This is a genomic window from Paenibacillus sp. Negev47 (assembly GCF_058313655.1).
This window is the reverse complement of record NZ_CM177754.1, coordinates 2354046-2375700: the sequence shown is the minus strand read 5'-3', so window position 1 is coordinate 2375700 and position 21655 is coordinate 2354046. Positions and strand designations below refer to the sequence as shown.

25 protein-coding genes are annotated in these 21655 nt (G+C 47.0%); 1 reads left to right on the top strand and 24 read right to left on the bottom strand.

The genetic code is table 11. The features are described 5' to 3' along the window. Positions 1-3: 3 nt before the first annotated feature. From aroB to mtrB, 11 genes are all read right to left on the bottom strand, one after another. A complete protein-coding gene (gene aroB / locus AC4G47_RS10935; RefSeq protein WP_491105997.1) occupies positions 4-1098 on the bottom strand; it encodes a 3-dehydroquinate synthase in 1095 nt (364 codons plus the stop codon). A 1-nt stretch (position 1099) separates the two neighbouring features. Continuing rightward, positions 1100-2269, bottom strand: a complete 1170-nt coding sequence (gene aroC / locus AC4G47_RS10930; protein WP_491105996.1) for a chorismate synthase — start codon at positions 2267-2269, stop codon at positions 1100-1102. 178 nt (positions 2270-2447) lie between these two features. Further along, positions 2448-3242: a CheR family methyltransferase gene (locus AC4G47_RS10925; RefSeq protein ID WP_458123089.1), complete on the bottom strand. Its 795-nt coding sequence runs from the start codon at positions 3240-3242 to the stop codon at positions 2448-2450. Between the two features lie 25 nt (positions 3243-3267). Further along, positions 3268-3711, bottom strand: coding sequence for a nucleoside-diphosphate kinase (gene ndk, locus AC4G47_RS10920; RefSeq protein ID WP_017687704.1), 444 nt, complete (start codon positions 3709-3711; stop codon positions 3268-3270). 192 nt (positions 3712-3903) lie between these two features. Continuing rightward, the gene (locus AC4G47_RS10915) at positions 3904-4878 is read right to left on the bottom strand and encodes a polyprenyl synthetase family protein (protein WP_458123090.1); all 975 of its coding nucleotides are present in this window, start codon (positions 4876-4878) and stop codon (positions 3904-3906) included. Positions 4879-5224: 346 nt separating this feature from the next. Then, complete coding sequence (locus tag AC4G47_RS10910) at positions 5225-5845, bottom strand: UbiX family flavin prenyltransferase (protein WP_491105995.1); 621 nt, start codon at positions 5843-5845, stop codon at positions 5225-5227. Continuing rightward, positions 5845-6711, bottom strand: coding sequence for a UbiA-like polyprenyltransferase (locus tag AC4G47_RS10905; protein WP_491105994.1), 867 nt, complete (start codon positions 6709-6711; stop codon positions 5845-5847). The genes AC4G47_RS10910 and AC4G47_RS10905 overlap by 1 nt, the downstream gene beginning before the upstream one ends. Continuing rightward, positions 6704-7432 (bottom strand): demethylmenaquinone methyltransferase, encoded by a 729-nt coding sequence (locus AC4G47_RS10900; RefSeq protein ID WP_491105993.1) that lies wholly within the window; start codon positions 7430-7432, stop codon positions 6704-6706. The genes AC4G47_RS10905 and AC4G47_RS10900 overlap by 8 nt, the downstream gene beginning before the upstream one ends. A 14-nt stretch (positions 7433-7446) precedes the next feature. Further along, the gene (locus tag AC4G47_RS10895) at positions 7447-8310 is read right to left on the bottom strand and encodes a heptaprenyl diphosphate synthase component 1 (protein ID WP_491105992.1); all 864 of its coding nucleotides are present in this window, start codon (positions 8308-8310) and stop codon (positions 7447-7449) included. Positions 8311-8411: 101 nt separating this feature from the next. Next, on the bottom strand, positions 8412-8963 hold the full coding sequence (locus tag AC4G47_RS10890) for a hypothetical protein (RefSeq protein ID WP_458123094.1): 552 nt from the start codon (positions 8961-8963) through the stop codon (positions 8412-8414). A 120-nt stretch (positions 8964-9083) separates the two neighbouring features. Next, on the bottom strand, positions 9084-9305 hold the full coding sequence (gene mtrB, locus AC4G47_RS10885) for a trp RNA-binding attenuation protein MtrB (RefSeq protein ID WP_017687697.1): 222 nt from the start codon (positions 9303-9305) through the stop codon (positions 9084-9086). Positions 9306-9452: 147 nt separating this feature from the next. Here mtrB and AC4G47_RS10880 point away from each other — a divergent pair, with 147 nt between their 5' ends. Then, positions 9453-9614: a hypothetical protein gene (locus AC4G47_RS10880; RefSeq protein WP_186327808.1), complete on the top strand. Its 162-nt coding sequence runs from the start codon at positions 9453-9455 to the stop codon at positions 9612-9614. A 66-nt stretch (positions 9615-9680) separates the two neighbouring features. Here AC4G47_RS10880 and AC4G47_RS10875 read toward each other — a convergent pair whose 3' ends face one another. The 13 genes from AC4G47_RS10875 to der all read right to left on the bottom strand — a co-directional run bounded on the left by AC4G47_RS10875 (position 9681) and on the right by der (position 21635). Then, positions 9681-9953, bottom strand: a complete 273-nt coding sequence (locus AC4G47_RS10875) for an HU family DNA-binding protein (protein ID WP_024630670.1) — start codon at positions 9951-9953, stop codon at positions 9681-9683. A 217-nt stretch (positions 9954-10170) separates the two neighbouring features. Beyond that, positions 10171-11157: an ABC transporter permease gene (locus tag AC4G47_RS10870; protein ID WP_491105991.1), complete on the bottom strand. Its 987-nt coding sequence runs from the start codon at positions 11155-11157 to the stop codon at positions 10171-10173. Next, positions 11154-12671, bottom strand: a complete 1518-nt coding sequence (locus AC4G47_RS10865) for a sugar ABC transporter ATP-binding protein (protein ID WP_491105990.1) — start codon at positions 12669-12671, stop codon at positions 11154-11156. Before AC4G47_RS10865 ends, AC4G47_RS10870 begins: the two co-directional genes overlap by 4 nt. A 113-nt stretch (positions 12672-12784) precedes the next feature. Then, entirely contained in the window at positions 12785-13882 is a 1098-nt protein-coding gene (locus AC4G47_RS10860) for a sugar ABC transporter substrate-binding protein (RefSeq protein WP_491105989.1), read from the bottom strand. Between the two features lie 217 nt (positions 13883-14099). Further along, on the bottom strand, positions 14100-15578 hold the full coding sequence (gene spoIVA, locus AC4G47_RS10855; RefSeq protein WP_036607700.1) for a stage IV sporulation protein A: 1479 nt from the start codon (positions 15576-15578) through the stop codon (positions 14100-14102). 458 nt (positions 15579-16036) lie between these two features. Next, on the bottom strand, positions 16037-16816 hold the full coding sequence (locus AC4G47_RS10850; protein WP_491105988.1) for a YphF family lipoprotein: 780 nt from the start codon (positions 16814-16816) through the stop codon (positions 16037-16039). Positions 16817-16843: 27 nt separating this feature from the next. Continuing rightward, complete coding sequence (locus tag AC4G47_RS10845) at positions 16844-17194, bottom strand: 2Fe-2S iron-sulfur cluster-binding protein (RefSeq protein ID WP_491105987.1); 351 nt, start codon at positions 17192-17194, stop codon at positions 16844-16846. A 17-nt stretch (positions 17195-17211) separates the two neighbouring features. Further along, entirely contained in the window at positions 17212-17829 is a 618-nt protein-coding gene (locus AC4G47_RS10840) for a hypothetical protein (protein WP_491105986.1), read from the bottom strand. An 83-nt stretch (positions 17830-17912) separates the two neighbouring features. Continuing rightward, on the bottom strand, positions 17913-18092 hold the full coding sequence (locus AC4G47_RS10835) for a DUF2768 family protein (protein ID WP_017687688.1): 180 nt from the start codon (positions 18090-18092) through the stop codon (positions 17913-17915). A gap of 173 nt (positions 18093-18265) precedes the next feature. Next, positions 18266-18541, bottom strand: coding sequence for a stage VI sporulation protein F (locus AC4G47_RS10830; RefSeq protein WP_145322508.1), 276 nt, complete (start codon positions 18539-18541; stop codon positions 18266-18268). 103 nt (positions 18542-18644) lie between these two features. Continuing rightward, the gene (locus AC4G47_RS10825; protein ID WP_491105985.1) at positions 18645-19685 is read right to left on the bottom strand and encodes an NAD(P)H-dependent glycerol-3-phosphate dehydrogenase; all 1041 of its coding nucleotides are present in this window, start codon (positions 19683-19685) and stop codon (positions 18645-18647) included. After that, complete coding sequence (gene plsY, locus AC4G47_RS10820; protein ID WP_491105984.1) at positions 19678-20301, bottom strand: glycerol-3-phosphate 1-O-acyltransferase PlsY; 624 nt, start codon at positions 20299-20301, stop codon at positions 19678-19680. Before plsY ends, AC4G47_RS10825 begins: the two co-directional genes overlap by 8 nt. A gap of 11 nt (positions 20302-20312) precedes the next feature. Then, positions 20313-21635, bottom strand: a complete 1323-nt coding sequence (der, locus tag AC4G47_RS10815) for a ribosome biogenesis GTPase Der (protein ID WP_458123103.1) — start codon at positions 21633-21635, stop codon at positions 20313-20315. Positions 21636-21655: the final 20 nt, after the last annotated feature.

The following is a 21655-nucleotide window of genomic DNA, read 5'->3' as shown; positions in this document are numbered from 1 at the left end:
CTGTTATTCTCCCTTCCTGAGCATTTCAATGACGTCCCGAACTGCCGACACAGGTACGTCCTTCACAATTCTTGCAGCTCCAATCCGATCAGGAATGATGAACACCATATGACCTTCACGGAACTTTTTGTCATGCATCATCGCTTCCATTAATGCATCCGTGTCCAGATGCGCAGGCATTGTTGTCGGAAGGCGAAGTGAACGCAACATGCGGACCGTATCTTCATAGAGCCCTGCTGGCGCACCAAGCTTCTCACCAAGCAATGCTGATCCAGCCATACCGATCGAGATCGCTTCTCCATGCAGGAATTCTCCGTAACCCGCAATCGCTTCAATGGCATGACCAATCGTATGTCCCAGGTTCAACAACGCACGTTCTCCATTTTCACGTTCGTCTCTGGATACAATCTCTGCCTTAATGCCACACCCTCGCTCCAAGCCGTATCCCAGTGCTTCCGGATTAAGCGCAAGCAGTTCTTCCGCATGCTCCTCACACCAATGTGCAAAAGCCTCATCACGGATCAGCCCGTGCTTCAGCATCTCTGACAAACCTGCCGAGACATCTCGTAGCGGCAAGGATTGTAGTGTATCCACATCGTAGAGTACAAGCTCAGGCTGGTGGAATGCACCGATCATATTTTTGGCCAGCGGATGATTGACAGCTACCTTGCCGCCCACACTGCTGTCATGCGCCAAAATCGTTGTAGGTACTTGAACAAACTTGATTCCACGCATATATGTAGCAGCAACAAAGCCAGCCAGATCACCTACGACACCCCCACCCAGGGCCAGAATCGCAGAACTCCGATCCAGTTTGCCTTCGATGGCAACCGTCATCATATCCTGGTACACCGAAAGGGATTTCGATGTTTCACCAGAGGGGACAACCGCCGATACGACTGTATAACCAGCCGTACGCAACGTTTGCTCCAAACCTGACAAGTATTTGGGAGCCACATTTTCGTCTGTAATGATGAGTAACGGACTTTTTTTGGTCAAGCCATATTGCTCAAAGTATTGAGGTGCTTGCGCCAATAGGCCGCTACCAATCAGAATCGGATATGAGCGCTCCTCCAACTGTACCGTCAGCTGACGCATATTAGTAATTCTCCAGCTGAGCGTTATAGCTGGCAACGTTCGCACGGATCTCTTCCATCGAATCCCCGCCGAATTTCTCCAGGAATGCTTTGGCAATTTCCCATGCTACGACATGCTCCATAACCACACTCGCTGCGGGTACAGCACAAGCGTCTGAACGCTCAACCTGAGCCGTGAATGCTTCTTTCGTATCAATATCGACACTTTGCAGTGGCTTATACAACGTTGGGATCGGCTTCATCACACCACGTACAACCACTGGCATACCGTTCGTCATCCCACCTTCGAATCCACCGAGACGGTTGGTTGCCCGGTGGTAGCCGCGCTCATCCGTATGCATGATTTCATCATGCACCTGTGAACCACGAATGACTCCGGCTTCGAATCCGATCCCAATCTCTACACCTTTGAATGCATTAATGGACATAACGCCTTGAGCGATTCGTGCGTCCAGCTTGCGATCGTATTGAACATAACTTCCCAGACCAACAGGAACACCTTCAACGATACACTCCACAATTCCTCCGATGGAGTCACCTTCCTGTTTGATCTGGTCAATGTAGACTTCCATCTTCTTCTCTGTCTCAGCATCTGTGACACGTACAGAGGAAGCTTCTGTCACTGCGATCAGTTCATCAATCGGAAGGTCATGATAAGGAGCTTCGATCTCTCCAATGCGAAGCACGCGCCCAGCTACCTTAATCCCGAATTCAGCTAGGAACTGACGTGCAATGGCACCGCATGCCACACGTACCGTTGTCTCACGCGCACTAGAACGCTCCAGTACGTTACGCAAGTCTTTGAGATTATACTTGAGTCCACCGTTCAGATCGGCGTGTCCGGGACGCGGACGATGAACGCGACGTTTCTCTTCGTCACTGCCTTCGATCGGCTCAATATTCATAATATTCTGCCAATGTTTCCAGTCATTATTTTGAACAACCAGCGCTACTGGGGCACCTGTTGTATATCCGTGACGGATACCACCAACGAAATTGGCCTGATCCTTCTCGATCTGCATCCGACGTCCACGGCCATATCCCTTCTGGCGGCGGTGAAGCTGGAAATTCAGTTCTTCAAAGTTAATCGTCAAATTACTTGGCAATCCTTCAATAATAGCGGTCAATTGGGGTCCGTGCGTCTCCCCTGCGGTTAAATAGCGTAAACTCATAATACGTTCCCCCTTTAAACTGTTAAACTTCACATTGCTAAAATCCCATAATTTCTTTGCTTATTATAGTATAGCTGACCGGCTTTGACAAGAAAGTCGACTCTTTCTTGTACTTGATATACAAATAACCGCCTGAACACATGTACATGTGCTTCAGACGGCTCAACAACCAATATCATTATTTCTTCCGATAGAAGAATGTCTCTGCTGTCTCCAGACCATATTGTCCCGGGGAGAAGATCTGCTCCGTACTGCCCACAAACAAAATACCGCCTGGACGCAAACTTGCTGCAAATTTGTGATACAACAGGTTTTTGGCTTCCTCGGTAAAATAGATCATGACATTCCGGCACACAATCAGATCGTACCCATCGTCAAAACGATCCACGAGCAAATTTTGTTTCATGAACTTGATCGAATTTTTGAGTTGCTCATCAATACGGTATACCAAGCCATCCTGCTTGAAATAACGGTTCGCCGTTTCCTTTGGCACATCCTTAAGTGAGCGTTCCATATAACGGCCTTCCTTGGCTTTGGCCAATGCACCTTCATCCAGATCGCTTGCCGTAATGGAACTGTCCTTCAAAATACCCATCGTGTCCAGAATCATGGCAAGTGTATAGGGTTCTTCACCTGTTGAACAGGCTGCACTCCAGACTTTGACACGACGCTTGGAGCCCAGCAGCTCAGGCAGGATCTCGTCTCGCAGTACTTCCCAGCGATTGGGATTACGCCAGAATTCCGACACGTTAATCGTCATGCGATCAAGGAACTCGTAAAACAATGATTTGTCTTTCTCCATAGCCTCAAAAAAGATAGAAAATGTATGAAACCCGTTTTTGTTGCGAAGTGTGGTCAGCCTTCTTTTCATCTGGCCTTCCTTGTATTGAGCAAGATCAATGCCTGTGCTCTCTTTGATTTTACGAATGAATCCGGTGTAATCCGGGTCTAGTAGTTGTTCTTGCTCCAGCATCGTGTATCACCCTTTTGGCTAATAATTACAACCAGGCTGCGATGCTCTTGTCGTATACCACCAGTTCATCTGAAGCAAAGAAATTTGCTGCTTCACGGGAAGCACTTTCCGGCGAATCTGCCCCATGAATCAGATTATGTGGTGTGTGGCTGGCGAAGTCTCCGCGAATGGTACCTGGAGCTGCTTCCTTCACATTGGTTTTTCCGATGACAATGCGCGCAAGCGCCACAATATCGTCCCCTTCCCACACCATGGCAAATACAGGCCCAGACGTGATAAAACGAACCAAATCATCGAAAAACGGTTTGCCCTCATGTTCAGCATAATGGCGTTTTGCCTGATCCTCAGACATCTGCACCAATTTGCCTGCCACCAACTTAAATCCTTTGTCTTCCAGACGGCTAATAATTCGACCGATCAAACCACGCTGCACACCATCCGGTTTCACCATCAAAAATGTACGATCCATCAGCTCACTCCTCACTCACGGTTCAAAGTTAATCACTATGTAAACGCAATCCCTCTGATTGTAACATACATGTCCAAATCCTCCCAATGAGGAATTTCACACGTCTGTTTAACTTTGGTTGTGAGCACCTTTGTCAGACCCAATCAACTATGCGTTGTCCAGTCCAACATGTGAGTCTTCGGTCATACGATGTTAATGTGTACGTTTCACCACAAAATGAGCGATATCACGCAAATTTTTGGTCGTCTTGATGTTAGGCAGCTGATCCAGAGCATCGAGCGCTTTCTTCATATATCGGTCAGCAAGGGCTTCTGCTTTAGCAATTCCTTGACTTTGGCGAATCATTCCAATTGCATCCGATGCACTCGCCCGTCCTTCCTCATGCTGGACACGGGAAATCTCCTTTAGCAGAGGTTCACGCAACTCAGACTCTTGGAGCGCATACAGCACAGGAAGAGTGATATTCCCCTGCTTCATGTCACTGCCAGGTGGCTTGCCAAGTTGTTTCTCCGTACCTACCAGATCCAGTACATCATCTTGAATCTGGAAAGCCATCCCCACATTGTAGCCATAAGTATACAGCAGGGAAGATACATGCTCAGGGGCACGTGTGGCCAAAGCTCCTAACTGACAACTGACCGCAATCAGGAGTGCTGTTTTACGGCGAATCCGTAGCAGATAGTTACGGACACTTTGTCCCGTATTGAAAAAGTCCCGAATCTGCTCCATCTCACCGATAGACATCTGTACCATGGCTTTGGCAAGTATGCGATGAATAGCCGGGTCAGATAATCCGGCAGTCATTTCAAGTGCCTTACCGTAGATATAGTCTCCAGTGTACATGGCAATCCGATTATCCCATTTTGACTTCACCGTTGGTTTCCCACGACGTGTCTCCGCATTATCAATAACATCATCATGAACAAGGGAAGCGGAATGAATGAGTTCCAGCGGAACCGCAACCAACTTCAGGCGCTCAATATCATATGTACCAAATTTCCCGCCAAGTAACACAAAAACGGGCCTCAACCGTTTTCCTCCTGCTTTAAGCAGATGAAGCGACGTTTCACTAAGCAGCTTCTGTTCTCCTCGAACACTGCGATACAACTCTTTCTCAATATAATCCATGTCCTTTTTTAACAACCCGAAAATATCCAATAGTTTCATTCGTTCACCCGTATCAGCGTATTGTCAGTCCATAAATCCATGCTTACCTTCCCCTCCAGCAAGTCGGGCCTGCAGGCATCACGAAAAACCCGGCTTACCGTTCTTGCTTGTGTTCTTCTATAAGGTAATCTAACGTATTATTCTTCTTCGAATGTCATGGCCGACACCCGGAAATTAAACTCTGCGACTTGTTCTGAAACAAAAGTACAGAAGTTGCCGGAGCATGGGTCAAGACTGTGGTATATGAAGACTAACCATCAGCACTCACCAATACCCCGGGATTCGGGGGACAACGACACCGCGCAACGCCCTGTCAAAAAAGACAGCCGTGGATCGGACTCAATCGTCATCCCCGTTCATCCGGTTCTCCCCATCTTTTAAAAAGTTGATGTGGGATGCGCAAGCTATCCAGCACTTTCCCCACCAAAAACAGAATCAACTCATCCATACTCTGAGGCTTGTAATAAAAAGCAGGCATTGCTGGTATCATTCGTACACCAAGACGGGAGAGCTTCAACATGTTTTCCAGATGAATCGCATGAAGAGGCGTCTCACGTGGTACGAGGATCAACGTCCTTCCTTCTTTCATCATGACATCAGCTGCGCGGGACATCAGATTATCCGAAGATCCTTGCGCGATGGATGAGAGAGTTCCCATGGAACAAGGCATGATAACCATGCCTTCGGCCAAATAAGAACCACTTGCGATGGAGGCCCCTATATCACTCACAGGATGATAGATCAGCGAACCGGCACGGTTTCCGAATTTTTCTTCCAGCACCGCGTCTCGATTCGTCACATCCCAGTCCATTTCTTCTTTCAGTACACGCCACCCTGCATTGGATATGACCAGATGAACGGTGTAATCCAGATCAAGCAGCGTTTCAATTAATCGAATGCCATATATACTGCCACTCGCTCCGGTAATTCCGACAACCAGTCGTTTATTGTCCGGCTGCTGTACCATTACTTCACCGCCAGATCAATCAAAGTAAACGTAAATACGATTAAACTGAGCAAACTGTTCATGGTAAAGAATGCCGTTTGTACACGGCTCATATCATTAGGCGATACAATATAGTGTTGATAGAAAAGAATTCCATACGTAACCAACATGCCTGCGCCATACCACCAGCTCAGATCTGTCATCAACAATAACGCAAGAAAACCAACCGCCGTAACCACATGGAAGAACTTGGCGATCTGCAATGATTTGGCTAAGCCAAAACGGGAAGGTATGGAATGAAGACCCTCTCCCTGATCGAATTCCAGATCCTGACATGCATAGATAATATCAAAACCTGCTGTCCAGAACACAATCGTAACGTACAGCACAATCGCTGTCCAATCCATCGTACCCGTTACAGCTACCCAACCACCAAGTGGTGCCAAACCAATCGTCATTCCAAGAACGATGTGGCATAACCATGTGAATCGTTTGGTGTACGAATACAGTACCAGCATAAACACAGCAATGGGTAACAGCTGCATGGATAATACATTAAGATTGGATGAGGCCCAGAATAACAATATAAATGAGATGATGACGAATATAACCACTTCACCATTTTTCAACAGCCCTGCCGGGATGGCTCTCATCGCTGTACGCGGATTTTTGCCATCAATGGCTTGGTCAATAATTCGGTTCAAACCGAAAGCTGCACTACGTGCACCGACCATCGCAAGTAATACCCACATAATCTGCATCCAGGTTGGGAACGTACCGTTCACTACCATGGAGCCGAGGATGGCTCCCATAAATGCAAATGGTAAAGCAAAAAGCGTGTGTTCAATCTTGATCATTTCTAAAAAGATGCGAATTTTCCTAAACATGCTGATTCTCCTTGGTTCCAATATGCAGTGCCGCGATGCCTCCGGTCAGAGGGTAGGCCTGCACTTGCTGCAATCCGGTTTCTGCAAAAATGTCTGCCAGTTCCTTCCTTCCCGGAAAAATTGCCAGAGAGTCCGGCAGCCATTTGTATTGCTCAAAACTTTTAGCGAACACTTTGGCAAGATTCGGTAAAACCTTCTCAAAATAAAAATAATAAATGCCTTTGAACGGCTGCCATGTTGGCTTGGACAATTCCAGGCAAACAACCATACCGCCCGGTTTTACCACGCGTTGCATTTCAGACAACACCTGTCTGAGATCAGGTACATTGCGCAGACCGAACCCGATCGTCACATAATCAAATGAATTATCTTCATAAGGAAGTGACATGGCATTCCCCTGTGTCAGAGTAATCTGCTTCTGACGCTGCACTGCATTGATCTTCGTCTGACCGACCTCCAGCATATTGCTGCTGAAATCAAGTCCGTGCATGTGCCCCGTTTCACTTGCCTCTGCCATGGCGAGCGTCCAGTCACATGTGCCGCAGCACAAATCAAGACCAGTATCGCCTTTGGACATATTCATCTTTTTCATCGTGAATTTACGCCAAGCCTTATGCCTGCGGAAACTCAGAATATCATTCATGACATCATACTTACCGGCTATACTCTGAAAAACCGAATGGACATATTCTTCTTTCGGTTTGGTTTCTCCGCTCCCCATTCGTCTGTCTCCCCTCAATCTTCCCTTACTGCCGCATGTGAAGGCTGCAAATATGTCAAGTAAGGTTCAAGTATTTCATATAACTCATGCAAGCCCATTCGCCCTTCCTCGTCTTGCAACAACAGTTGAATGCGGTGTGTACACTCGCGAAGCTTGTCTAGCAGAGCTTCGCCAACCTTATGCTTCATCAACATAGCGTTCCATGCGCGTGCATCCGGTTCAGACTGACGCAGCACATTTCGCTCATCGTCATTCCCATGCTCGTATATATGCCAGAATGCATAGCTGTGAAGAAATTGTTGTTCGTCATTCATCCGCTTCAGCTCTTCCACGATCGTCTCGCAGGAGCTGAATTCGGTCAACAGGCTGTTCCATAACGACTCTTCATTCTCATGAATCATGCCTGTAAATGAAAGAAACAGCTGCATCCTCAGCTGTACCGTTTCACGCAAGTATTCATCAGCCGAAACGAGAAGCTTCTTCATCCGTTCATACAGCGTCATCTTGCGTGCGTTCACTTCGGATACTGCACCACTGAGTTTGCCAATCATTTCAATTCTGCCCGCATGGGCAAGCAATTGATAAAAACGGCTACTTAAATAATCCCCGGCGAGCACATTCAGCTGACGCGAACGCATCTCCTGCTCTCTACGCTCTCCGGAAATGGTATCGATTCGATCATGCGTATCCATGGCCAACTGAACGAGCGAGGTTGCAAGAGCGTATAGCTCATGGTGCACCTTTTCGTCTGTGCGGCCCACAAATACCTGCAGCAGACGTGCCCGGCTATCCGGAAATGATGGGATTTCCGTATGTTGTCGAATCATGTCGTAATCCGTAAATTTCTTTGCTAGTTGGGGTACGCGATATGAATTCATTCTCAGCCTCCGAGCCTATACATTGTTAAACCATTTCTGCACTACAATCTTATATATTATATCATATGTTGAACGGGCACGCACTGAATCCTGCTATTCTATTACCCCTGACTTGTCATTTCGAATTGCTTCTTCCAGAGTTCGGTCTCCATCAGATGAAACCAGTCCTTCAATTCATCCGAAAAGGTGGCGCTTTTCCAGCTCCGTAATGTTTCAATCGCATACAGGGGCCACTCTCCACGCCGAATATCAGCCGCAAGTAACAGATGTCTTTTATGCATCCATTCATCTTCTGCCATCACACGCAGCAGCACCTGTTCGACGTTATCCAGAGTCCGAAAACTCAGCTCCGCCACAGCTGCCATGTTCTCATAGATTTCAGTGTAACTCGTACCCGTGCCCTTTACCTTGAGGTCCAGTGTCAAAATGGACTGTTTCCATTCTACTCTCGCAATGGGCGTAGATAGCTGCATGGTGCTAAGCACATCTACGAGATTGTCCTCCGTTAGCTGGACTGGTTGATGTGATGCGGAGACTGGCTGAACGTTTTCTCCGCCTGATGTACGCATATGTAAGGTTTGTATCGCAACAAGCAGAAAGACCGCCGCAACCGTTGCCAGCATTGAAGCAGTAACAATCATCCGCGGTTTCATATACGCCTCCCTGCCTTTACCTGTTAGTGTAGTCTGTCCGGTAAAGGCTCATACCTCATTGTACAATGAAAAAAAGCAGGCTATGCCTGCAATCTTCATTTGATCGTATTCAACCGACCATTACTCCGATTCAATCTGTCCATGCTTGGTAATCAGCGTGGCTTTGCCCCGGATTTTAATAGCTGAAGTATGAGTGGTAAACTGGGCAAACATTACTTCACCCTTGTCCAATTTCTCGGTGTGATGAAAACGTGTATCCTGACCTCTGGTTAATCCGATCACCTGGACACCATTTTCCTCTGCCTTAATTACAATATAATCATTGCCGGTTGGATGATCCATCACGCACGTCCCCTTTTCTAGTTCGATAGCGTTAATGATGATTAAGATTGTTTCATTTGTCAACCAGCGCCTTATGCGAATAAACCGCAAGAATCGGATATCCTAGGGTCATACTACAGTTGTACATCCACAGAAAGGAGAATCTGCATGAAGTACACCCCTGCCGCACTCACAGACGAGCATATTCATCAATTAAAAGAAATTGAACAGCATCTGTCTGCAGCAGCTGGCGAAGAATTGATTCTCGTTGCTTATGCCGGGCAACCGGATGATCCTGAGCCCTCGGATACCCGAAAGAATCATCATTAAAGGGCAAAAGAAAAGGCCGTGAACAAGTCACGGTCTTTTTGTCGACATATGGAATATGTAGAAATCTTATTTAATTCCGTCTTTGAGCGCTTTACCTGGTTTGAACGCAGGAATTTTGCTCGCAGGAATTTCGATTTCTTCACCTGTTTGCGGGTTGCGTCCTTTACGTGCAGAGCGCTCGCGAACTTCGAAGTTCCCAAAACCAACCAATTGTACTTTATCTCCGCTTTGAAGAGCCTCAGAGATTGCTTCGAATACGGCATCAACCGCTTTCGTTACATCTTTCTTGGACAATTCAGTCGCTTCGGATACGTGTGTAATCAAGTCTGATTTGTTCATTTGTTTTTCACCTCCTGAATCAATGTCCTGAATGTTATACTGTGTTTCCGTTTTATAGCGAAATATACGTTCATACGCAAAAAATCTACGTACATCTTGAGCGATGAACACAAATCTCCGCCAGCGGTCAACAGTCATTTTCGGCAGAATGTCGCCTGAAACCAAGGGCATTTCAGACGCCGAACAAATTTCATACTAATACAGACAGCCCACAATTTCAAGTCCGGTTGCGGTTTAAGACGTAAAATGTAACCGCCAGGGCAAGCACAAGAACCCCACCTTTTACAATATCATGCGTGAAATACTGTACGTTCATCATCGTCAAACCGTTCACAAGTACACCAATCAGAACCGAACCGATGAAGGTTCCGATGACATTGGGTTTACCCGCGCCAAACACAGAGAAACCGACAAATACAGCAGCTACGGATTCCATTAACAACGGTGATCCCGCATCAATCTGCCCGGACCCTACTTTGGAAGCATAGATGATACCACCGATTGCTGCAAACACTCCAGCGGCTACATAGGCGAGCGTACGCACCTTTTTCACCTTGATACCGGACAGACGCGCAGCTTCCTCATTACCACCTGTAATGTACATCTGGCGCCCATATTTCGTATACGTCAAAAAGATATGAACACCGATGACAGCTACAAACAGTAGGATCACAGATATCGGCATACCCAGCCATTTCCCCTGCCCGATGAGCAGGAATGTCGGGTCCATCTCCCCCGCAGCTTTGCTTCCATCAGGGAACTGCATGTGATTATAAATGGTATATCCCTGTGCATACGTTTTGTGAATGCCTCCAATAATGTACATCGTGGCAAGGGTAGCCAGCAGATCAGGAATACGCAGTTTCACAATCAGCAAAGCGTTCAGTAAACCAATAACAGCTCCAATGATCAGTGGCACGATAATTACAATCGCGAGTGGTTGCTGATACCAGATCATTAACGAAGCGGTAACGACGGTAGTTAATGAAACGGTCGCCCCTACCGAGAGATCAAACCCATCCACAATGAGAGATAACGTAACACCGATCGCTACAAACGTAACGATAGAGATCGAGCCCAAAATATCAGTCAAGTTACTGTACGTAAAGAAATAAGGCAATTTAATGCCGAAAAATGCAATAACACCTATGATGACAATGATCGCCCCGTAACGGAACGCAAAATCCAGTGATTTATCCTTCATGATTGCACCTCTTGTCCACCGCTTGCATAGTATAGCAGCTGTTCTTGGTTAGTCTCGCCCCGCTTGAACTCTTTTACGATAACACCTTCGCACATGACGGCAATGCGGTCACCAATCCCCATGCCTTCATCCAGTTCACAGGTAAAATAGATTACACCCTTACCTGCCAATGCCAATTCATTGATGATACGGAAAATGTCACTTTTCGCCCCAATATCCACGCCCTTGGTTGGCTCATCAAATATAAATACATCCGCATCCGCATTAAGCCATTTACCAATGGCTACCTTCTGCTGATTACCACCGCTTAAATACTTTACTTCCTGTTTCACTGACGATGTCTTGATTCCGAGCTGTTTCACTAATGACTCCGCATTCTGACGCTCCCGTTTGCGGCTTACAAACCCTAGTGTACTGAGGCGGCTAAGCAAAGGCAGACTTAAATTCCGTTCCACGTTCTCCTGAATCAGGATTCCTTGTTTACGTCGCTCTTCCGGTACAGAAACAATCCCCAGAGCCGCAGCATCTGCAGGCTGAGACAGCCGGAGGTTACGGTTGTTAAGCCGGATCTCGCCTCCCTCCAGTCGATCTGCGCCAATGAGCAAGCGAGAGCTTTCCGTTTTGCCGGCGCCTACCAGACCCACTACAGCGAGGACTTCACCTCGGCGTACAGAAAGGTCAACACCCTTGACCTTCACTCCACGACGAAGCCCACGTGCCTCCAGTAACAATTCTCCCACGGGTGCTTCCGTTTTCGGAAACTCTTCTTCGAATGGTTTGCCCAGCATCTGTGTTACCAAGTCGTTAATTGTCAGTCCTTTTGCTTCACCGGTAAACACATGTTGTCCATCTCTCATGACCGTAACGCGATCACAGTGACCTGTTACTTCAGCAAGGCGATGGGTAATGAAAATACAAGCTACACCCCGATCCTTCAGGAGATGAACGATTCGGAAAAATGCATTCGTTTCTTCCTGACTCAGCGGCGCTGTCGGTTCATCAAAAATGATGACCTTGGCATCCTGAATTAAAATCCTTGCCAACAGTATCATCTGTTTCTCTGCGAGCGTCAGATCGGCCACTTTTTGGTGAACAGATATGTCTGCTCCTAATTGCTGCAACGCCTCAACCGCACGCTGTTGCAGCTTTCGCGGACTTTTCCACCAACCTCCAGCAGATGTAGCCAGCTGATCCAACATAATGTTCTCCGCAGCCGTCAGCTGTGGCACCAGTGCAGCATCCACTTCCTGATACACACAGTGAATCCCGCTTGCCTTCGCGTCCCCCGGAGAACCCAAGTGAAGCGCTTGTCCATTCAACTGAATCGTTCCCTGATCCAATGGATAGGCACCGGACAGAATTTTCATTAACGTGCTCTTACCGGCACCATTGGCACCCAGCAGCGCATGAATCTCCCCACCTTTTACAGCGAAATCCACATCCTTCAGTGCAGGAATTCCAGAAAACTGCTTGTGAATATGTTCCATTTGAAGCAGAATCGGTGTAGCGCTCATGATGTTAACCTCCAATCGTTCCCTCACGGGAGTATCCCATTTCCCATCCAGATCTCGCATATCTTCATTATGGTGGAAAAAGCGCGCCTTGCGGCGCGCTTCCCTTACGCTGCTTATTTAGCAGTAATGCCGTATTCGCTCATCCAATCCTTGATTCCTTGTGTACTGCCTCCCCAACCCTCAACGAACTCTGACAGCTCTGAAGTGGAGATTTGTTTATCTGGCAAAGCTTCACGTTGAACGTAGACCGGATTAAGCACAACTGCATCTTCCGTCTCGTCCCCGTTCAGTTTCTGATAGGCATAACGTACTTGTACGCGACCGATATCTGTTGGATCAACCGCAGCAGAAGCTATCCAAGGATTTTTCGGGTCTTGAATCATTTGCAGATCCTCGTCACTCATATCGATACCATACACTTTGATCTCGTCACGTCCAGCTTGTTGAATCGCACGCGCTGCACCTTTGGCGAACTCATCCCATGCAGCCCATACAGCTGTAATTTCACCTTTTGGATATTGTTTGAGAATTGCTTCCATTTTGGCCTGTGTATCCAGCGCCGGGTTCTGTGCGGAACCGAATGTAGCTATTTCCTTGATGTCCGGATTAGCTTTCAGGAATTCACCGTATGCGATCTGACGACGTTCCATTGGTGCAAAACCAGCTACCCATACTTTGACGATGTTACCTTGTCCATTGATATCTTTTTTCATTTGCTCCAACGTGAGTTCAGCCATCTTCTGGTCATCCTGCGACAGGACTGTTGCTCCCGGAACACTAATGGCTGCGTCGAACACGACGACTGGAATGTTCTGTTCTACTGCCTTCTTCACACCTGGCTCTAGCAGGGAATCCCCGTGATCTGTGAGAATGGCATCGAATTTCTGGTTAATTGCGCTATCGAGCAAGGATACCATCTTCGCTTTGTCATTATCGGCAACAAACGTAGTCAGTTCTCCACCGAATTTTTCGATTTCTTGTTTGACTCCTTGTACATATTGCTGCGAGAAGGTACCTGTATTGAATTCCATAATAAGTGCGATCCGTTTGCCGCTTAGAGGGCCTGTGACTGCTTCCGTTTTTGGTGTATCATCTGATGCACCCGAAGCCGGAGTTGCTGCCGGTTCTTTTTTGATTCCGCAAGCGGACAGCGCCAATGTGAATACTAAAAACACACTCAACCATACCCATTTTGTCTCTCTTCTTTTCATCTCTGTCTCCCCCTGTCCACTCTCTGTGATCTCGATCACAATAGTTGAATATTAATATAACGGCTAATCCCTAGTATGTAAATGGGTTTTAGTAATTTAAAGCTAAAAACCGCTAAGTTTTTTCGAAAGAACTCTCCTTCCTATCCATTTCATCCAAAATTAAGAAATCACACTAAAAAGACCGCGAGGGGATACCCCCTTACGGTCTTTTGGTATTTTACAGAATGATGGCGATCAAGCCGCCTGAACCTTCGTTAATGATTCTTCCCAGCGTCTCTTGCAATTTGTATCTTGCATTATCCGGCATCATGGCAATCTTGCCCTGAATACCTTCTCGCACAATGGAGTGCAGCGAACGACCAAACATGTCTGAATCCCATACCTTGATCGGATCGTTCTCAAAGTCCTGCATCAGGTATCTCACCAGTTCCTCACTTTGTTTCTCCGTGCCGATGATTGGAGCGAACTCCGATTCCACATCAACCCGGATCATGTGAATGGACGGTGCCGTTGCTTTCAGGCGTACGCCAAATTTGGTGCCCTGGCGAATGAGCTCAGGTTCATCCAGAGCCATCTCGGCGAGAGATGGAGCAGCAATGCCGTATCCGGTCGTTTTGACCATCTCCAGCGCTTCTGCAAAGCGGTCATATTCTCTCTTCGCATGCGAGAATTCCTGCATTAATTGCAGCAGATGATCCTTGCCACGAATTTCAATTCCAACCACTTCTACGAGAATCTGATCATACAATTCATCCGGCGCATACAGGTCAATTTCGGCTACCCCCTGCCCCATATTCATGCCACTTAGACCCGCGCGATCAATGAATTCATATTCCATGAACTGAGCCACAACCCGATCCACGTCACGAAGTCTGCGAATATCCTTTACGGTATCCCGTACGGAATTTTCGTAGTTGCTACGCAGCCAGTGAGTCTCGTTCAGTACCATAACCCAGCTCGGCAGGTTTACATTCACTTCATGCACAGGGAACTCATAGAGCACTTCACGAAGGACACCTGTCACATCATCTTCTGTCATCGTGGCTGCACTAAGTGTCATTACCGGAATGTCATATTTGGCAGCAAGCTCACTACGCAGTTGCAGGGCTTCTTCACTGCGAGGACGAGTGGAGTTGATGACCAGGACAAACGGTTTGCCCACTTCTTTCAATTCCGCAATGACTCGTTCTTCGGATTCCACATAAGAACTGCGGGCAATTTCAGCGATCGTGCCATCTGTTGTTACCACAACACCCAAAGTGGAATGCTCCTGAATGACTTTGCGAGTTCCAATCTCGGCTGCTTCCTGGAACGGAATTGGCTCCTCGAACCAAGGCGTGGAGATCATGCGCGGACCATTCTCATCCTCGTATCCCTTGGCTCCTTCCACCGCATAACCTACACAATCCACAAGGCGCACATTGACATCGAGTCCTTCGGCTACCTTGATTTGAACTGCGTTATTCGGTACGAATTTGGGTTCCGTGGTCATGATGGTCTTACCTGCTGCACTCTGTGGAAGTTCATCCACCGCCCGACCACGGTCAGCCTCGTTTGTGATGTTTGGCAATACAATGGTTTCCATGAATCGTTTGATAAATGTTGATTTTCCCGTCCGGACTGCGCCGACAACCCCGAGATAAATATCCCCTCCGGTCCGCTCAGCTATGTCCTTAAAAATGTCCACTTTCTCCAATGAAATCCCCTCCCTAAATTACTCCGAAGGAAAAATGCTAAAGAGCATCCGCTTCGTTTTTTCAATCAGAAGACTGAAATCCCTGCAACGGTAGAGCCGCCTTTGTGAGTGCCCGGAAGTCGTCCGCCGCCGAACGTTGCATTCTGATGAAACCGGCGAGAGCGGCGTTAACTCGTACATGCAATTGGACTAGTATCATCTTATGTATCCGTATGCGGCAATATGACGCGTATTTTTGTTTTTTTATCTTATGGTGATGACATTAGGAGAATCCCCCGATCTCGGACTGCGCGTCTTTATTTCAATCTACTTTATGTGATCCGCGAAGCTTTTATGACTGTAATGCTTATGATTTTTAGAATAAAAAAAGAGATATCCCGTATTTGCGGAATATCTCTTCTTAAGCCATTGGATCAATGGCAGCATATACTTTTACACCACTTGAAATGCACGAATCTTTAATTGGTTGGTTGTGCAACCGGTATATTATTTTGCCATGCGTATGGAACGGATTTAACAGGAACGAAGTAGGAGTGTTCCAACAGAACATCCCGAACATCTTCAGTCTCCGCTGGAGACACATCAGACTTTTCCACCGCCTGCATAATGTCAAAAGCATAATCCACATACACATTGCCTTCCTCATCCATCATAAAAGGTAACTCCTGCCCCGAATATACACTATTCAACGTTATAGGAGGAGTACCTGCCTGTGCAGCCTGCTCCATATCCACAGCATATAGACCCGGATACAGTTCTTCCCCGCTTGGCAACTTATTGTTATGTACGGTCTTGTATTGATTAACCATTCGTTGCACATCATTTACTTTCTGCACGGTCAGAAGATCCATCACTTTAACGGTTGGATTCACCTCTTCATCCTGAATTAGAAAGTAAGCGCTACCACCGCTTTCAAAAGCTGTTCCCGGTATTTCATACAGATACCCCAGTTGCTTCAACTTGGGCAGATCCACTCTGAATTTTTCATATTTCGGGGTTTGCATATCTGCATTGATGATTGGCAAAATACCCTCATCTTGCTGGAATGTTTCGACCGCATTCTGGATACGGCTCACACTTTCCCGATAAGCTATTTTAGGATCCGTAGTGCTCTGGGATGGATACATGCAACCACTTGCTGTAAAAGCAAACAACAGGAGTAACAGCAGCCCCCCAATCTGATGCATGAGACGCTGCCGTCCGCTTCCTTCTACACATTTTGGCTTGTTCCTGATCATCCGTATCCTCCTTGAATAACTCTTATCTCAGAACCAGTCGTCTTCCTGTTGTTGACGTTCCAATTGTTTTCGAATGGCTGCCTTCAGAGGGTCCTCAGGAACATGAACCGATAGAGATCCACACACCTTGGCCTGACAAGACAGTCGTGTACCTGCTTCCAACAGTGAACCCAGCTTACGTTTTTCTGCATCTGTTGGTGGAAACAGTTCCGCCCGATGTTCTTCGTCCACGTTCACTTTGCACATCAGGCAAGCGGCTTTACCATCGCATCGGGTCGTAATCTTGACTCCCGCACGCCTTGCCGCATTCAGAAGTGTTGCCCCTGGTTTGAGCGCTATCGATTTATTCATGGGTAAAAAAGTAATCTTATAGTCCATCATTTTCCTCCCTCAACCTACTGGGTCCATGCAAAGCCAACAAGATTTTCCACTTCTGCTCTGAAGCGGCTTGTCCATACATTCTGTTGACTTAACCGTGTCATTATAGGTTGATGTACATGTGGTTGCTGACACATCTGTCTCGCAATGGGTACATAACGATCTTCACGACCCCGTAGCAGATTAAACAACAATTCATGGGCAAGCGGCATCAGGCGCAGGTTATACGAACCCACCTGTGCTACTGGCGCATGTGGAGCAAGTACATGTTCAATCTCGATGCGATACCAACTTTTGCGAGCCCAAATTTCAAAACCACCAACCAGTTCCAGCGCACATGCTCCAACCTGATAGTGACTCAGCAGGGAAGCATAAGGTCCTGTCTTATCCACAGCAGGCTCGTCTAGCATTTCCCCCGGAGCAATGCGGTGAAGTTCCTTTGCTGCAGCAAGATCCGCATAGATATCAATATCTCTGGGAGCCTGTTGCAACTCCACCCCCTGAAGCAGCAACCCGCAGCTTCCTCCAAGCAACCATGTATGTGGCTGAGTGTTCCAGGCTTTGGCCGTTTCCAGCAAAGCCGCGTGTAATTCCGGATAACGCTCTGTCCGACCCTCCGTGTCATGCGGCCTCATTGGCTCACACTCCCCTCATCCGTGTTCATTGTGTCAGTTCTTATGATGTGCTTATGCGGATGTGATCCTTCAGGCGTAGGAAATCAGGTCAGAGAAGCGATTCCGCCGAAAAAGCCAATCAGCATAATTAAAAATGCAATCAAGGAAAGAATCCCCCGTACAATGCCTTTTGTTTTGGCACGAGCAAACGTAATCAGGAATACAGATAATCCCATAATGAGGATGGCGACCAATGACAGCCACATCTTGTCCATTGCGCTCATAATCCAGCAGTCTCCCCTTTAGTCCGATATTCATCACTGACACTGTGACAATTGCAACTATTATAACACGAAATTCAGCTTAACTTTCCAAAAAAAAGACAAAAAAGCAAGCCGGCAGAAGCCGACTCGTCTTTTTGTCTTACTCGATCACCTGCACAAGCAGGCGTGATCTATTATTTTTTCATCATCATTTTCATTAACGACTCCATACTGTTTGGATTCAGTCCGCTTTTCTTGACCGCACTCACAATATCCTTAACCGTATCCTCAGATACCGGAACTTTCGCCATGGCGGATACTTGTTTGATCAATTGGCGCAACTGAGCTTCATTCTGAATCGTCGTTGGTTTCACCGTGCTTGCCAATTTCTTGACGGCACCTTCAGTTATCGTTTTACCCGTTTTTTTGTTGATTGCATTCAGTGCATCTTTGGAAATGTTGTTACCCATTCGTCTCCCCTCCTCCGGCAATACTCATGTGTATAGTATGAGTCCGCTACAGAAAAGGTGAATAAGCTCCTTATTTCACAAGATACGTTTAGGCTGATAACAATCAGGAATGCCACTGCTCCCAGGTTTCAAGCTTCATGACTTCCATTTCGGTCTTCGGGTCACGTCCCATCAAGGCTTCAACCGCATCACGCGGCTGTCTCTTTTGGAATAAAACATGATACAACTGATCTGCAATCGGCATTTGCACACCGTATTTTTGAGAGATGAAATAGGCAGCCTGTGTAGTTCGAATGCCTTCCACCACCATGCCCATGGACTTCAGGACATCATCGAGCTTCTGTCCCTGACCCAACATGGAACCCGCTCTCCAGTTACGGCTGTGCTGACTTGTAGCCGTTACAACCAGATCCCCGATTCCGGCAAGTCCTGAAAACGTTAAAGGATTTGCCCCCATCTCCACACCAATACGTGTGATTTCCGCCAGACCACGGGTCAACAACGCCGCTTTGGCATTATCACCGAATTGAAGACCATCGGACATGCCTGCACCAAGAGCAATGATATTCTTGAATGCGCCTGCCAGTTCAACACCGAGCATGTCACGATTGGTGTAAACACGGAAATAAGCATTCATAAACAAAGCTTGGGCCGCCTCGGCAGATGTCTTATCCAGTGAAGCCACAACCACTGTCGTAGGGCAACGCTTCACCACTTCTTCGGCATGGCTTGGGCCAGAAAGCACAACTACACGTCCTTCTTCGCATTCCAGCTCTTCTGAAATGACTGTGGACATCCGTTTCAGGCTTTCTGTCTCAAAACCTTTAGTTGCATGAATGATTAACATCTCAGGCTTATAATAAGCCTTAAGCTGGTTCGAAACTGCACGCATGGCTGAAGAAGGCGCAACAATCAACACAGCTATTGCACCTTCTACCGCAGCTTCCATATCAGTTGTTGCCTGAATCCGAGGTGAAAGCTCCGCATCCGGAAGATAGCAAGTATTGGTGTGCTTGCTATTGATTTCCGTCGTTTGATCTTCACCACGAGTCCACATCATCACATCTAATTGATTAGCAGCTAGCACACTGGCCAGAGCCGTTCCCCAGCTCCCAGCGACTAGAACAGCAACTTTTTTAGACAACTCGTTTACCCCCTCCAGGGTTTTTCGATCCCAATTTATTTTCCTGTCCTTTGGCGAGCTTCGCAATATTGGTACGATGTCTCCAGAACGCAAACAGACAAATAATTAGACTCCCCCAGAAGATATTCATTGAATATCCGGGTAATACCAAGATAAAGATGGGCGTAAATGCCACAAAAATCAGAGACCCCAATGAAACATATCGTGTCAATACAATGGACAGAATGGCGATCACCCCAGCACATAACGCAGGCAGGAAAGCAAGACTTACCAGAACACCAATGGCTGTGGCAATCCCTTTTCCTCCACGAAAATGGAAGTAAATCGGCCAGTTATGTCCTGCAATGGCTGCTATACCACTGAGTGCAGGAATCCAGGCAGAACCGTCGCTCAGCCAGATTCCAATCCATACAGCTGCCACACCCTTCATTACATCAAGTAGCAGAACAGCAATTGCTGGTCCTTTACCCAATATACGTAATGTATTGGTAGCTCCTGCGTTTCCGCTTCCGTGCTGACGAATATCGATCCCCCGAATCGCTTTTGCAAGGAGGACACTAAAGCTGATCGAACCGAGCAGATAACTCAGTACAATCGCTGCGATTTGTAAAATCACACACTTCTCCCCTAACTTTCGTCGGACTTCCTCCGAGTAAATATGCGAATTGGTGTTCCTTCGAAATCAAACGCTGCACGGATTTTATTCTCCAGATAGCGCTCATATGAGAAGTGCATCAACTCAGGGTCATTCACAAATATAACCATGGTCGGCGGTTTAACAGCAACCTGCGTTACATAGTTAATTCTCATTCTCCGTCCTTTGTCGGTTGGAGGAGGGTTAATTGCAACCGCATCAGAAACTACATCGTTAAGTAGATGTGTTTGCACACGTAACGAGTGTTGCTCTGCTACCCGTTGCACAACCGGCAACAATTTTTGTAAGCGTTGTTTTGTCAGGGCTGACAAAAATACGACTGGAGCATAAGTCATAAACAGGAAGTGATCCCGAATATTTTTCTCAAACTCTTTCATCGTCTTGTCATGCTTCTCAACCACGTCCCATTTGTTCACGACAAACAAAGACGCTTTGCCAGCTTCGAATGCATATCCTGCAATATGCTTGTCCTGTTCAATAATGCCTTCTTCACCATTAATGACAATCAGAACAACATCTGCACGCTCAATCGCACGCATAGCACGCATTACACTGTATTTCTCAGTTGTTTCATATACTTTACCACGCTTACGCATACCTGCTGTATCAATCAGCACGTAACGTTGGCCGTCTTTTTCAAAAGGGGTATCAATTGCATCACGGGTTGTTCCAGCCACGTCACTTACAATGACACGCTCTTCACCAAGGATAGCGTTCACCAGTGAAGATTTACCCACATTAGGACGTCCGATCAGAGCTACACGAATGACATCTTCGTCGTAAGTCTCTTCCTCAAGTTCTGGCAACTTCTCCACAATCGCATCAAGCAAATCACCTACACCTGTACCGTGACTTCCGGATACGCCGATGGGATCACCGAAGCCGAAACCATAAAACTCATAAATGAGCTCACTTCGTCCGATATTATCCACTTTGTTAACGGCTACAACAATAGGCTTGCCTGAACGGTACAGCATCTCTGCGACCTCTTCATCCGATTGTGTAATACCTGCTTTTGCATCACACATGAATACAATAACATCAGCTTCTTCAATGGCGAGCTCTGCTTGCATCCGGATTGATTTTAAGATGACATCCTCACCATCAATTTCGATACCACCTGTATCAATAATACTGAATGGTTTACCGTTCCATTCACCGATTCCGTATATGCGGTCACGGGTAATGCCCGGCTTGTCTTCCACAATGGCCAGTCTGTCGCCGATGATTCGATTGAAAATGGTGGATTTACCCACGTTCGGTCGTCCGACAATTGCCACAACGGGTCTTGCCATACATTCCACTCCTCCTGTCC